General features: G+C 63.3%; 9 protein-coding genes. 7 read left to right on the top strand and 2 right to left on the bottom strand.

Annotation, left to right across the window (positions count from 1 at the left end; translation table 11 throughout):
• Positions 1 to 158 precede the first annotated feature (158 nt).
• The 4 genes from ACE3OA_RS07015 to ACE3OA_RS07000 all read left to right on the top strand — a co-directional run bounded on the left by ACE3OA_RS07015 (position 159) and on the right by ACE3OA_RS07000 (position 6,603).
• On the top strand, positions 159 to 1,943 hold the full coding sequence (locus tag ACE3OA_RS07015; RefSeq protein ID WP_374309376.1) for a tetratricopeptide repeat protein: 1,785 nt from the start codon (positions 159 to 161) through the stop codon (positions 1,941 to 1,943).
• A gap of 25 nt (positions 1,944 to 1,968) precedes the next feature.
• The gene (locus tag ACE3OA_RS07010) at positions 1,969 to 2,814 is read left to right on the top strand and encodes a 4-(cytidine 5'-diphospho)-2-C-methyl-D-erythritol kinase (protein ID WP_374309374.1); all 846 of its coding nucleotides are present in this window, start codon (positions 1,969 to 1,971) and stop codon (positions 2,812 to 2,814) included.
• Positions 2,815 to 3,007: 193 nt separating this feature from the next.
• Positions 3,008 to 6,238: a PAS domain S-box protein gene (locus ACE3OA_RS07005; protein ID WP_374309372.1), complete on the top strand. Its 3,231-nt coding sequence runs from the start codon at positions 3,008 to 3,010 to the stop codon at positions 6,236 to 6,238.
• Entirely contained in the window at positions 6,235 to 6,603 is a 369-nt protein-coding gene (locus ACE3OA_RS07000) for a response regulator (protein WP_374309370.1), read from the top strand. Before ACE3OA_RS07005 ends, ACE3OA_RS07000 begins: the two co-directional genes overlap by 4 nt.
• A gap of 73 nt (positions 6,604 to 6,676) precedes the next feature.
• Here ACE3OA_RS07000 and ACE3OA_RS06995 read toward each other — a convergent pair whose 3' ends face one another.
• A complete protein-coding gene (locus ACE3OA_RS06995; RefSeq protein ID WP_374309368.1) occupies positions 6,677 to 7,822 on the bottom strand; it encodes a succinylglutamate desuccinylase/aspartoacylase family protein in 1,146 nt (381 codons plus the stop codon).
• A gap of 116 nt (positions 7,823 to 7,938) precedes the next feature.
• Here ACE3OA_RS06995 and ACE3OA_RS06990 point away from each other — a divergent pair, with 116 nt between their 5' ends.
• Complete coding sequence (locus ACE3OA_RS06990; RefSeq protein WP_374309366.1) at positions 7,939 to 10,188, top strand: ATP-dependent helicase; 2,250 nt, start codon at positions 7,939 to 7,941, stop codon at positions 10,186 to 10,188.
• A gap of 11 nt (positions 10,189 to 10,199) precedes the next feature.
• Entirely contained in the window at positions 10,200 to 11,084 is an 885-nt protein-coding gene (locus ACE3OA_RS06985) for a 50S ribosomal protein L11 methyltransferase (RefSeq protein ID WP_374309364.1), read from the top strand.
• A gap of 74 nt (positions 11,085 to 11,158) precedes the next feature.
• On the opposite strand, the gene ACE3OA_RS06980 is transcribed toward ACE3OA_RS06985, so the two are convergent.
• Positions 11,159 to 11,824, bottom strand: a complete 666-nt coding sequence (locus ACE3OA_RS06980; protein WP_374309362.1) for a DUF1127 domain-containing protein — start codon at positions 11,822 to 11,824, stop codon at positions 11,159 to 11,161.
• 239 nt (positions 11,825 to 12,063) lie between these two features.
• On the opposite strand from ACE3OA_RS06980, the gene ACE3OA_RS06975 reads away from it, so the two are divergent.
• The gene (locus ACE3OA_RS06975) at positions 12,064 to 14,094 is read left to right on the top strand and encodes an aminopeptidase P family protein (RefSeq protein ID WP_374309360.1); all 2,031 of its coding nucleotides are present in this window, start codon (positions 12,064 to 12,066) and stop codon (positions 14,092 to 14,094) included.
• Positions 14,095 to 14,158 lie beyond the last annotated feature (64 nt).

The raw sequence follows: 14,158 nt of genomic DNA, 5'->3' as shown, positions 1-14,158 counted from the left end.
CCTCGCTCCTTTGGCGATAGGGGTTGGGGGGAGGGACAAGGGGTTGAGGAAAAGGGGCCGCCATCCACTTTGATGGCGGCCCCTTTCTGCTTTGGGCACTTCCTGCTAAGAGTGTTGTTGGAATTCGACAATCCATTGCCCTGAGGCTCTTTCCGCCCATGAAAACCCGATTCCCCGCGCCGCGTCTTCGTCCGGCCATGTTTGCCCTGGCCCTGCTGCCGGCGATGATCGCCTGTGCCGGTAAGGAAGATGGCAACGGCACCGCCCGGGCGGATTCAAGTACTGCCAATGCCGTAATCACCACGCCGGTGGAGCCGCATTGGACCCTGTCGGGGGCCTTGCTGGCCGGCCGCCTCGCCTATAGCGAGGGCGATGATGTGATGGCGGCGAAGCTCCTGGGGCTGGCGCGGGAAGCCGCGCCCGGTGACCAGGCGCTGGCAGCCCGCACCCTCGCCGCCCTCGTCAGTGCCGGTGATTTCAAGGCAGCGGTGAAACTTGCCGCCGACATCAAGGCCCAGGGCGCCAAGACACCGCTGATCGGCCTGGTCGAAGTGGTCGACCGCGCGCAGGCGAAGGACTTCGCCGGCGCCAAGACGGCGCTGGCCTCGATCAGCGATGACGGCATCGGTCGCATTGCGAAACCCTTCATTGCTGCCTGGATCGAAATCGGGATCGGCGGCAAGCTCGAACCCGCCGTCGATGCGTTGGCTCCGCTCTCGGAATTCAACGGCCTCGGCGCCGTCGTCACTCAGCACACCGCTTTGATGGAAGATCATCTCGGCCGCACACAGGCAGCGCTCGATCGCATGAAGGGTGCTGCTGATGCCGGGGCGAACAGTGCCCGCTTCATCGAGCTCTATGTCGAATTCCTGCGCCGCACGGGCGATCAGGGCGACGCCACGGCCTTTCTCGATCTCTTCCGCAGTTCCAATGCCGGCATCGCCGGCGCCATTGCCGATCCGCTGGCCGACCGCCTGAAACAGCCGGCGGAGAAGGGGCCGATCGTGACCACGCCGACGCAGGGGCTGGCGGAAGCCTTCTTCGACCTGGGCTCCATCCTGCAATCGGAGAATGTCGAGGACCAGGCCAAGGTTTTCGGGCGCCTGGCGCTTGAGCTTGATCCGAAGCTCGACATCGCGCGCATGTTGCTCGGCAACCTGATGCAACAGCGCGAACGCTGCGCCGATGCGATCGAGATGTATCGCACCATACCTTCGGATTCGATCTATCGCTGGTCGGGCGAAATTTCCATCGCCGACTGCCAGCAGAAGCTCGAAGACGTCGATGGCGCCATCGCCACCTTGCGCGGATTGGTGAAAGCGCGGCCGGGCCGCACTGAAGCCGTGGTGGAACTGGGCGATCTTTTCCGCCGCGAAAAGCGCTTTGCCGAAGCGGTTGACGCCTATGACCAGGTCATCGCCACGATCAAGGAGCCCAAGGCCGAGGATTGGGCGCTGTTCTATTCACGTGGTGTCGCCCATGAGCGCAACAAGCAGTGGGACAAGGCCGAGCCCGATTTCAAGAAGGCGCTCGAATTGTCGCCCGACCAACCCTACGTGCTCAATTACCTTGCTTATACCTGGGTCGAGCGGCGCGAGAATCTCGACGAGGCGCTGAAGATGCTGAACAATGCGGTCGAGCAACGCCCCGAGGAAGGCTTCATCGTCGACAGCCTGGGCTGGGCCTATTTCCAGCTGGGCGAGTTCGACAAGGCAGTGACCTATCTCGAGCGTGCGGTCGAATTGCAGCCGACCGATCCGGTCCTCAATGATCATCTGGGCGACGCCTATTGGCGCGTCGGGCGTAAGAACGAGGCGCGCTTCCAATGGCATCGTTCGCTCTCCTTCAAGCCGGAGGAGGACCAGATCGGCCTCATCCAGGAAAAGCTGAAGACCGGGCTGGGAGATGCCAAGCCGGAAGCGACGACGCCCTCGGGCGGTTGATCGCGTCGTTCAGCCGGATCGTCCCATGCTCGCGCGCGCGAAAATCAATCTCTATCTCCATGTCGTCGGCAAGCGCGCCGACGGCTTTCATCTCCTCGACTCGCTCATCGTCTTTGCCGAGACGGGCGACGACATCCGCGTTGCCAAGGCCGCTGATCTTTCGCTCACCATCGATGGGCCGTTCGGTGCGGGGCTTGAAACGGGCACCGGCAATCTGGTGATGCGTGCGGCGCTGGCCTTGCGCGAGCTCACCGGCACGAGCCAGGGTGCCGCCATCCATCTCACCAAGAATCTGCCGCTGGCCTCCGGAATCGGCGGCGGTTCGGCCGATGCGGCGGCAACCCTGCTGGCGCTCGTCGAATTGTGGCAGGTCAAGCCGGAGCGCATCGCCCTCTATAAGCTGGCCGAAAAGCTCGGCGCTGATGTGCCGGTCTGCCTCGACGGCCGCCCCAGTTTCGTGGGCGGCATCGGCGAGGATCTAAAGCCGGCCGGCATCCTGCCCGACACCCATGTCCTGCTGGTCAATCCGCTGGTAGAGACGCCGACACCGGCAGTCTTCAAGGCGCGGCGTGGCGATTTTTCGGCGGCAGCGCGCTGGAGCCGGGCGCCGGCCACGGTCTGCGATCTGGCAAGCTACCTGACATCACGCCGCAACGACCTCACCGACCCGGCCATCATCGTGGCGCCGGTCGTGGCCGACGTCCTGAAGGCGATCGCCGGCACCGAGGAATGCCTGCTGGCGCGCCTTTCCGGCAGCGGCGCCACCTGCTTTGGCCTGTATGAGACCGCAGCGTCAGCCGAACATGCGCGGCGGCAGGTCGTTGCGCAATATCCGGAGTGGTGGGCTACCTCCGCGCCGCTCGCCCGCTGATAAAGCGTCCCGTCGATATGGCGTTGGGCCAGTCGCCCTGGAAAATGGTCCTAACCGGCACCATTGCGGATGGCGACCGCGTGCCGCAGGGACCCATGCCTTTGCATGGGTTGGAAACGGAACCTTAAAAGCCCTAGGCTAGCATTTGGACGATGGCCGCAATCCGCGGCCGGTATGGCGAGCCTTTATATAAATGGATGATCTGCAGCTCACCGACGCCCCAGCGCCGACGGCCCCGTCACCGGTGGTCCCGTCACTGGCGGTCCCGGCGTCCGGGCCGGACGATGGCCGGCTGGCATGGGGCGCCCTCAATGCGCTTCCCATGGCGGTCAGTGTCATCGACCAGCGGGGGATTGTCCGTGCCGTCAACCGTGCCTGGGAGGTTCTTGCCAATGCCGGCAGCGGTCGCATCACCTTTCTGACGGGCGACGATTGCCTGGCGAGCCTCGATCAGACCGCCGCCGGCGGCGACGCCATGGCTGGCGAAATCGCCGCCGGCATCCGCAAGGTTATGAGCGGCGCCTCGCCTGAGTTCGTGCGCAAGGATGTGCGCTGCCTTTCCTACCCCAATAGCTGGTTCGATGTTTCGCTGAAGGCGTTGGAGGATCTGGGGCGGCGCTATTTCCTGCTGTCGCTGGACGATGTCAGCGAACGTCGGCGCAGCCTGGAACTGGTTGTCGAGAGCGAAGCCAGGCACCGCCACGCAGAGCGGATAGCAAGGCTGGGACATTGGCGCCTGACGCATCGTGACGGAGATTGGGAAAACGGCGACATCGAATATTCGGAAGTTGCCGCTGCCATCCTGGGCCTGTCGCCCGGCAGAACGACGCATTCGTTCGCAGACATGCAGCGGCTCATTCATCCCGACGATGTGGCGAAGGTTCTAGCCGCCTATGAGCAGCAAGGCACGGATGGCTATGTTGTCGAGTATCGTATTATCCGCGCCGACGGCACGACCGCAACATTGCGGGAGGCTGGCGAAAGCGTATCGGTCGAGCATGGTGTCACCTTCGAGTTCGGCACCATCCAGGACATCACGCTGCAACGCCAGGATGCGGACCGACTGCGGCGGCTCAATTACGAACTGGAACATCTGGTGGCCGAGCGGACCGCCACGCTGGCGGAACGTGAATCGCAGTTGAGCCGTGCCCAGGCCTTGGCCGGGATCGCTCACTACACCTGGCGCAAGGACCGGGAACAGCGCACGGATGGCGGCTGGCACACCGGCCTCACCTACGCGCCGGCTATCACCGCGATCTTCGGCGTGACGCCCGAAGACCTTATTATTCCCGACGAGGAATATGTTTCGCGCTTCGTGCACCCGGGCGACCGGAGGGCCGTGAACGACGCCTATTTCAATCAGTTCAGCGAGCGGATCTCGAACCAGCAGCCGATCGAATATCGCATCATGCGCCCCGATGGCGGGGTGCGCTACGTCGTCGAGATCATCGAACGTATGGTCGGCGACGAAGGCAATGTGAGCGAAGCCCTGGGCATGATCCAGGACATCACGACGCGCAAGGAAGCCGAAATGGCCCTGCGCGCCAGCGAGGCCCGATTGCTGGCCTTCATGGAAAACGCGCCCTTCATCATGTCCATCAAGGACACCGAAGGCCGCATGCAGATGATCAATCGTGAAGGCGCTCTCAGCTACCGGCGATCCCCGGAAGAATTGCGCGGCCACCTGACCCAGGAGCTTATACCCGGTGCGAGTGGGCAGGCCATAACGGCCATGAGCCGTGAAGTGATGACAACCGGCGCCGCCGTTACACGCGAAATCGAAATTCCCGGCAATCAGCATTATCACTGGAGCCTCGAGATCGAATTTCCGATCCGTGGCGCCGAGGGTGAAGTGACGGCAATCGGCGGATTTGCCGTCGACATCACCGAACAGAAGAAAGCCGAACTGGCGTTGCATGAGAGCGAGGCGCGGCTGCGCGCGATCTTCGACCATGTCCCGGTCACCCTCTCGCTCAGCAATCCGGCCGGCTTCTATACGATGGTCAACCGCCGCTTCCTGGAGAAGGTAGGCAAGAGCGAGGCAGAGGTCATCGGCCACACCGCCCGCGATGTTTTCGGGTCGGAAGCGGCGCGCGTCTTGAGCGAGCGCAAGGCTCAAGTCATGCGCTCGCTGCAGCCCGTAACCTATGAAGCCCGCACACCGACGGGCGGCGGGGCGCGTGACTGCGTTTTCACGCACTTTCCGATCACGGACGACGGTGTCCTCACCGCCGTCGGCACCATCTCACTGGACATGACAGAACAGCGCGCCGCCGAGGCAGCGCTCCATCAGGCGCAGAAGATGGAACTTGTCGGCCAGCTGACCGGCGGGCTGGCCCATGATTTCAATAATCTCCTCGGCGCCATTATCGGCAATCTCGATCTCTTGGCGCTCGACGTCGACGGGCGGCCACGCGCCACCGAATTGCTGCAGCGCGCGATTGCGGCTGCGGAAAGCGGCGCCTCGCTCATCCAGCGCCTGCTTGCTTTCTCGCGGCGTCAGACCTTGTCACCGCGCCTCATCGACATCAACCGGCAAATTCAGGGCATGCGGCCGCTGCTTGAGCACAGCCTGGGCAGCGCGTTGAGCATCACCATCCGCACCGCGGCGGAACATCCCTTTAGCCGCGTCGATCCGGGGCAGCTTGAGGCAGCGCTCCTGAACCTGGTCATCAATGCGCGCGACGCCATGCCGAACGGCGGCAAACTCATCATCGAGACGGCCAATGTGACCATGGCCATGGACGCCGCCGAGGACCCGGTCCCTGGGCCCTATATCATGATCGTCGTCGCCGATGAGGGAACCGGCATGGCACCGGACGTTCTCGCCCGCGTGTTCGAGCCGTTCTTCACCACCAAGCCGGTCGGCAAGGGCTCAGGCCTTGGCCTCAGCATGGTGCATGGTTTCGTGAAGCAGTCGGGTGGCCATGTCCATATCGACAGCCAGCTGGGCCGTGGCACCACTGTCGGCCTGTTCCTGCCCTGCGCCGACAGTGCCGATGATGACGAGGCGGGTGGTACCGCTGCCGTCAATCACCGTCCAGGCCATGGCGAGAAAATCCTGGTGATCGAGAATGACCGGGAGATACTGGCCTTCTGCGTGGCCGCCCTGCAACAACTCGGTTATCGCTGCGTGGCGGCGGCCGGGGCACCGGAAGCCCTGCGTGCTTTGGCGGAGCAGCCGGATATCGCCCTCGTCTTCAGCGATATTCTTCTCACCGAAGGGGCGAAAGGGCCGGATCTCGTCCAGGAAGCGCGCCGCACCCGCCCCGGCCTCAAGGCACTCTACACATCCGGTTTCAGCCAGGCGGAGCGCGCGCTCGAAGCACAGCTGCCCGTAGGCGATCTCTTCCTGGCCAAGCCCTATCGCATCAATGACCTCGGCCAGCTGGTGGCGGATATTCTGGCGGAGGCGGTGCCGTGACCACGAAGCGCGTCCTTGTCATCGACGATGATCAGGGTTTTCGCGACTTTGCTCGTGACGCGGTGCTGACCAAGGGATGGACCGTCGAGACGGCGGCAAACGGCGTCGAAGGATGTCAGGCCTTCCTGCGCTTCAAGCCGGATATCGTCGTGCTCGACATCGTCATGCCCAAGATGGACGGATTTGAAGTTCTGAATTGGATGGCCAAGGAAAGGACCGATTGCAGGATCATCGTCCTCACGGGCTTCAATCCCAGCTATGCCATGATGGCCGAACAATTGGGAGAGGCTAAGGGGTTGGCCCATCTGACCTTGCTCAACAAGCCTGTGCGCCTCTCGGCCCTCATCACCGCCATGGAGCAATAGGCGTCGGCCTCTCCCTTGCATGACGCGCAGGACCCTCACCCCGCAAAGACGAGGTGAGGGATGCGGTGTGGGCTCAATCGCTCAGCAGTGTTCCGGCCTTGCGGTGGGCGAGCTTGGTCTTGCCGACGATCATGGCGATGCCATCGCCAGGCGAGACCAGCTTGCGGAGGCAGCGTGACAGGACCAGCCCGTCATTGAGGGCGCGGATCGGCTGCCGCGCCTTGCTCTGGTCGTCGGCCAGCGGGTCGACCAGTTCGGCGATGACGTCGCCCTTCTTCACCTCAGCGCCGAGTGCTGCCTTGTAGGCGATGACGCCGGCTTTCGGCGCGCGGACGATATCGGTCGCCTCCAGATCGGTGCCGTCGCATTTAAGCGCCGGCATGGCGCCGGGATTGCCGGCCAGCGCTCCGTGACGCTGCAGGAAGCGATAGAGACCGGCGGCATCTTCCGTCGCCATTTCGTCGAACACGTCGGCCTGGCCGCGGAACTCGACCGTGGTGGCAAAGCAGGCATTGGGAATGGGGAACTTGTCGCCCACCGCTTCCTTGAGCTTGCTCCAGGGCAGCGAGAAGGTCTCGTCGAAGCTCTGCGCCTTTGAATCCATACACAACAATCCGGCGCGGGCGCCAAGCTCGGCGGCCAGATCGCTGAAATCGTCCCAATGCACCGGCTGCATGTAGACATGCATCAAGGCTTCGTCGTCGCAATGGAGATCCAGCACCATGTCGGCATCATGGGCGAGGCGGGCCAGTTCGACCTTCAGACGCGACAATTCCGTATCCGGCGTCATCTGGTTGATCTTGGTGCCGATGGCGGCGCGCACGGCGGCCACGTTGGCGGCGGCGTCGCTCCCCAGCTTGGGGCGCACCGTGTCGAGAAGCCCCTCAAAGAGATCTGGCCATTGGCGGTTGAAATTGCCGCCGCCGCGCAGCTCATAGCGGCCGCTATGAGCGCCATTGATGATCTGGCCGAGGCCGATCGGGTTGGCCACGGGCACCACGACAATCTCGCCCTTGATGTCGCCCTTGGCGTCGGCGGCGTCGAGCATCCGGATGAGATGATGTGCGGCCAGCATGCCGGGAATCTCATCGGCATGCAGCGAGGCCTGCAGATAGGCCTTGGGCCGGGCGCCCTTGGTGCCATAGCGGTGCACGGCAAGGAAACGCTCCGTACCCGGGCTCATGGCACCCAGTGAAATCCGGTCGATCGTCTTGGTCATGATGGATTTTTCTCCCAAATTTTGTGGGCGCATTGGGCCGATCCAGGCCCTTGCTGTCAAGACCGGGGCCGGATCGCGGGGGGTCTTACAATGCCGCCGGAATGCTATAAGGGCGCATGACCGAATCGACCGATATCACCGCTCTCAACGCCCCCTACCTTGCCGGCCTCAACGACCGCCAGCGGGAAGCCGTGCTGGCCATCGACGGCCCGGTGCTCGTGCTGGCTGGCGCCGGCACGGGCAAGACCCGCGTTCTCACCACGCGCCTGGCGCATATCCTCACCTCAGGCCTTGCCTGGCCGTCACAAATTTTGGCGGTCACATTCACCAACAAGGCGGCCAACGAGATGAAGGAGCGCATCGGTCACCTCATCGGCCGGCCGGTCGAAGGCTGGTGGCTTGGCACGTTCCATTCGCTGGCCGCACGCATTTTGCGGAGCCAAGCCGAATTGGTGGGACTGAAGCCCAATTTCACCATCGTCTCGACCGACGACCAATTGCGCCTGGTCAAGCAGCTCATTGAGGCCGAAGGGCTCGATTCCCAGCGCTGGCCCTCGCGCGTCGTCCTCGGGCTGATCGAGCGCTGGAAGGATCGGGGCCTCACTCCCGACAAAGTCAGCCGTGCGGAACTGGCTGAGGTGGCCTCGGGGCGTATCCTCGACCTCTATCACGCCTATCAGCAGCGCCTGCTGACGCTCAACGCCTGCGATTTCGGCGATCTGCTGCTCCATAATCTCACCATCTTCCGCACGGCGCCGGATCAGCTGGAACGCTATCAGCAACAATTCCGCTACATTCTGGTCGACGAATACCAGGACACGAACGTCGCGCAATATCTCTGGCTGCGCGCTTTGGCGCAGAGCCACAAGAATATCTGCTGCGTCGGCGACGACGATCAATCGGTCTATGGCTGGCGCGGGGCCGAGGTCGAGAACATTCTGAAGTTCGAAAAGGACTTTCCCGGCGCCCAGGTCATCCGCCTTGAGCAGAATTATCGCTCTACGCCGCACATTCTCGCTGCCGCCTCCGGCCTCATCGCGCACAATGAGGGGCGCCTCGGCAAGACGCTGTGGACGGATGTCGCAGAGGGCGAGAAGGTGCGCATCATCGGCGCCTGGGACGGGACCGAGGAAGCGCGCCAGATCGGCGACGAGATAGAGACGCTGCAGCGGCGCGGCACGGAACTCAAGGACATCGCCATCCTGGTGCGCGCTGGCTTCCAGACCCGCGAATTCGAAGAACGCTTCATCACGCTGGGCATTCCCTACCGCGTCATCGGGGGCCCGCGCTTCTACGAACGCCAGGAGATCCGCGATGCGCTGGCCTATCTCCGCCTTATCCACCAGCCGGATGACGGACTTGCCTTCGAGCGCATCGTCAACACGCCGCGCCGGGGCCTGGGCGACACGACGCTGAAGCAGCTCAACGAGATCTCGCGCGTGCAATCACTCTCGGTCCCAGAGGTCGCCCGCCAGATCATCGGCACGGACGAGCTGAAGCCGGCGGCGCGCCGGTCGCTCACCGCCTTCATGAACGATCTCGCCCGCTGGCGTCAGATGGCCGATGTGACGCCGCATGCCGAACTGGCGCAGATCGTTCTGGACGAGAGCGGCTACACCGCCATGTGGCAACAGGACAAGTCGATCGAAGCGCCGGGGCGCCTCGAAAACTTGAAGGAACTGGTGCGGGCGCTGGAAGATTTCGAGAGCCTCGAAGGGTTCCTCGACCACGTCTCCCTGGTGATGGAGAATACGGAGGGCGCCCCCCGCGACCAGCTTTCCATCATGACTCTTCACGGCGCCAAGGGCCTGGAATTCGACGTCGTTTTTCTGCCGGGCTGGGAGGAGGGGCTGTTCCCACACCCCCGCGCGCTCGACGAGAACGGCATCAAGGGGCTGGAGGAAGAGCGGCGCCTCGCCTATGTGGGCCTCACGCGGGCGCGGAAACTTGCCGTCATCGCCCATGCGGGTTCCAGGCGCATCCATAATCAGTGGCAGAACTCGCTACCCTCGCGCTTCCTCGCCGAACTGCCGAAGGATCATATCGACCGGCAGGACCATGCCGGTTTTCAGGCGCCCAAGCAGAGCAGCTTCGGCTCCATGACTTTCGGCGGCAATTCGGGTGGCTGGTCCGGCAATGGCCGCAGCTTTGCGGCCCGCCCGAAGCCACCCACCATCGATCTCGAGGCGGAAGTGCTGCCAAGTTCATCTGGCAGCTATCCCGCCGGCAAGCGTGTCTTTCATCAGAAATTCGGCTACGGCAAGGTCTTGACCGCCGAGGGCGACAAGCTCGAAATCGCCTTTGACAAAGCGGGCGTCAAAAAGGTCATGGCCGGTTTCGTGGTTCCGGCGGAAAAAGCCGGCTAAAGGGGAAAACAATGACGACCAGAACCAAACTCTATTCGGTCAATGTCGATTTCGACTTCAAGCCGGAGCCCGCCTGGCGCCTGGCGCTGGAGGAGGCGCTGGAACCCTTCGGCGAGGCGCTGGTGAGCTTCGAGACCGATGGCGGCAAGGGCTGGCATATGGAAGTGATCGGACAGGCGAAGCCGAATGCCGCAGCCGTGAAAGCCGCGCTGAAGCCCTTCGGCAAACTGGCCGCCACCATCGGTCCGGTGCCGGACAAGGATTGGCTGGCGGAAAGCCGCAAGGGGCTCGCTCCTTTGAAAATGGGCCCCTTCTTCATCCACGGTGAACATGACCGGGGCAAGGCGCCGGGCAAGACCATTCCGCTCGAGATCGACGCCGGCATGGCCTTCGGGACCGGGCGCCACGAAACCACCAGCGGCTGCGTCAAGGCGCTGCTGAAACTCTCGAAAACGATGAAGGTGAAGAAGGCGTTGGATGTCGGCACCGGCACCGGCATCCTGGCCTTCGCGGCACATCATCTGTTCCATGTGCCCATTCTGGCCGGCGACAATGACAAGGACGCCGTCCGTGTGGCGCGCGAGAACGCCGCCATCAACGGCCTAAAGAAGCAGATCCGCATCGTGACCTCGGACGGCTACCGCGCCAAGGCGATCCGCGACGGCGGCCCCTATGATCTCGTGACCGCCAATATCCTTGCCAATCCGCTGATCTCGCTGGCACCCGATCTCGCGCGGAACCTCGCCCGCAATGGCCGCGCCATTCTTTCCGGCTTGCTGAAGACGCAGGAGAAGGACGTGCTGGCGGCGCATCAGGCGGTGGGTTTGGAACTCGACTTCCGCATCCGCCAGAACGATTGGTCGGTGCTGGTCCTGAAGCGTAAAGCGCGGCGCTAGAATCAAAACGGCGGCCCGGTTACCCGGACCGCCGTTTCGGCGCACTACTTAGGGGAAACTCAGTAGTATATGTCTTAAGCGGCCTTCGGAGTCGAAACATGGTTGCTGTTGGCAACCAGACCACGCTCGGCGAGATCGCCGGCCAGTTCGTCGATGTCGCCGCGGATGACGCCGATATCCATCAACTGACGATCCGTGAGACGCGACAATTCCTTCACCGTGGCGCGGGCCGCAGACCAAGCCTTGAGCGGCGCGGTCACGTCCTCTTCCATCGCCTGGACGGCCGCCGGCAGCGGACCGTTGATGGCGCCGGAGAGGCGAGCCACATGGGCGTCGATCTCATAACGGGCGAGGCCGATATCGGCGAGCAGCCGGTCGTCGAGGGCCTGGAGGGTGGCGCGCGCCTTGCGGCGGCGGTTCCAGTCGATCACCGGGCGCAGCACGCCGTTGACGACCAGGCGGCTGAATTCGGCAAACAGGTCGCCATCTTCGCCAGCCGGGAGGGCTTCGCGGGCCAAAGCCGGGATCGAGCCACGACCGACACCGATGTCGTTGAGCGACCGGTCGTCGAGGGCGTAAAGTTCATTTTCCAACTGGGTGCGCGCATAGATGCGGCGCGCCGTGTTGGCGAGGGCCTTGCCAAAGCGCGCAAACGCGGCGAGGCCAATTTCGCGGTGGGTGACGGCAGGCGAAACCGCCACGTTCGACGTCACGTTCTGATTGATCACGATCCGATTCATAGTAACCTTCCAATCCGGCTCTAAGTTCAGATGGCACCGTTGCCATCACTTGTGTTTCGCGGACAGCCGGAATGTAGCTATAACCCGACCCATTTAGTAGTGGTTTCGCCGCATCGCAGCAATGCAGCCAGCGCATGCAAAACGGTCAAGATGGCAGTGTGATGCATATCACTAAGAAGTAATTAAGATGTTAGAGTGACTTAGCTGTCACAGTGTTTATGGTTAATTTGGAGATCGACATGGTAACTTCCCCGGATTCAGCCTGCCGCGAGACCTATCAAGGGGATGAAGCGCTGGCTGGCCTGCTCAAAAAGCACCAGGCGCACTTAAGTGTTAACGCACTTACTGAACTTTTGCCGGGGATCGGCGCCGCACCTGCTGGCGAACGGCCCGAAGCCTGGGTCGATCTGGTGGCCGAAAACCCCAGCCCAGCCTTGGTTGCCCAGCTCCAGGCCTTTCGCCGCGAAAAGGAATCACGCGAAAACGAAACCCGCACACCGCCCGTCGCTGCCCGCTTGACCCTGCTCCGGGAGGCGCTGAAGCGGCAGGGGCTCCAAGGTTTCATCATCGGCCGTGCCGACGATCATCAGGGTGAATATGTTCCCAAGAACGCCGAGCGCCTCGCTTACGTCAGCGGCTTCACCGGTTCGGCCGGCATGGCCGTGGTGCTGCTGGAAAAGGCCGCGATCTTCGTCGACGGACGCTACACGATCCAGGTGAAGGATCAGGTCGACCCATCTCTCTATATATATAGACACCTCGTCACCGAGCCGGCCGATTCCTATATCGCCACCGAAGCGAAGCCGGGGCAGAAGATCGGCTTCGATCCCAGGCTCTTCACCCCTGACCAGGCCGGCCGTTTCCGGGCCGCCGCCAAACGGGCCGGGGCCGAGCTGGTGGCCGTTGCCCGCAATCCGGTGGATGAGATCTGGGCCGGCCGCCCGGCCGATCCCATCTCGCCCGTCCTGCCGCATGACATCAAATTCGCCGGCGAAGGGTCGGCCGAAAAGCGCCGTCGCCTGGCCGCCAAGCTGAAGGCGGAAGGGAAGGCCGCGGCAATCATCTCCGGCCCGGATTCGCTCTGCTGGCTCCTCAACATCCGCGGTGCGGACGTGCCGAGGACGCCCTTCGCGCTGGGCTTTGCCGTGCTGCATGACGATGCCCGGGTCGATCTCTATATGGACCGCCGCAAGCTCACCCCCGCGGCGCTCACGCATCTTGGCAACGAGGTTGCCGTGGCCAGTCCCGACGCGTTTGAAGGTGGCCTCGCAACCCTGGGGGCGGCCAAGGCCCATGTCACCATCGATGCCGCGACGGCCAGCGAATGGGTCTATGACAAGCTCACCATTTCGGGTGCCAAGGTGAATGTCGGCGAATGCATCTGCGCTTTGCCCAAGGCCGCCAAGAACGCGGTCGAGGTGCAAGGCTCGCGCAACGCTCATATCCGTGACGGTGCCTCGGTGGCGCGCTATCTCGCCTGGCTCTCGGGTCGCGCGCCCAAAGGCGGCCTGAAGGAGATCGAGGCTTCGGATCAGCTGGCCGCGTTCCGCCACGGTAATGACTACTTCCGCAACCTCTCCTTCGACAGCATCTCCGCGGCTGGCCCCAACGGCGCCATCTGCCATTACCACGCGATGCCGGAAACCCAGCGCGAGATTCCCGTGAACTCGCTCTATCTCATCGATTCCGGCGGGCAATATCTCGACGGCACCACCGACATCACGCGCACGGTGGCGGTGGGAACACCGAGCCAGGAAATGAAGGAATGCTTCACCCGGGTCTTGAAGGGCCATATCGCGCTGGGCACCGCGCGCTTCCCGCGCGGCACCACCGGCTCGGCGCTCGATGCGCTGGCGCGCCGCCCGCTTTGGGATGCCGGCCTCGATTACGATCACGGCACCGGCCACGGTGTCGGCTCGTACTTGTCCGTGCATGAAGGCCCGCAGCGCATCTCCAAGGTGCCGAACCGGACCCCGCTCGAACCCGGCATGATCGTCTCGAACGAGCCCGGCTATTACAAGGAAGGCGAATTCGGCATCCGCATCGAAAATCTGGTCGTGGTGCAGGAGAGCAAAGACCATCCGGGTTGGCTCGAATTCGAAACGCTGACCCTGGCGCCGATCGATTTGAATGCGATCGAAAAGAAGCTGCTGACGCCGGAAGAGACCGCCTGGCTCAACGCCTATCACGCCCGCGTCCGCGAAGCCTTGGCGCCACAGCTCAGCGGCAGCGATCTTTCCTGGCTGGAACAGGCGACTAGGGCGATCTGATCTCTTCCTCACCCCTCCCCCCTTCAGGGGGGAGGGGTGAGGGGGCGGTTTCAGTCTCACTCTT

The sequence above is a fragment of the Dongia sp. genome, from assembly GCF_041906375.1.
In the GTDB taxonomy this organism is placed as follows: domain Bacteria; phylum Pseudomonadota; class Alphaproteobacteria; order Dongiales; family Dongiaceae; genus Dongia.
Note: the sequence above shows the minus strand (reverse complement) of the source record. Positions and strands in the feature narration are given on the sequence as shown.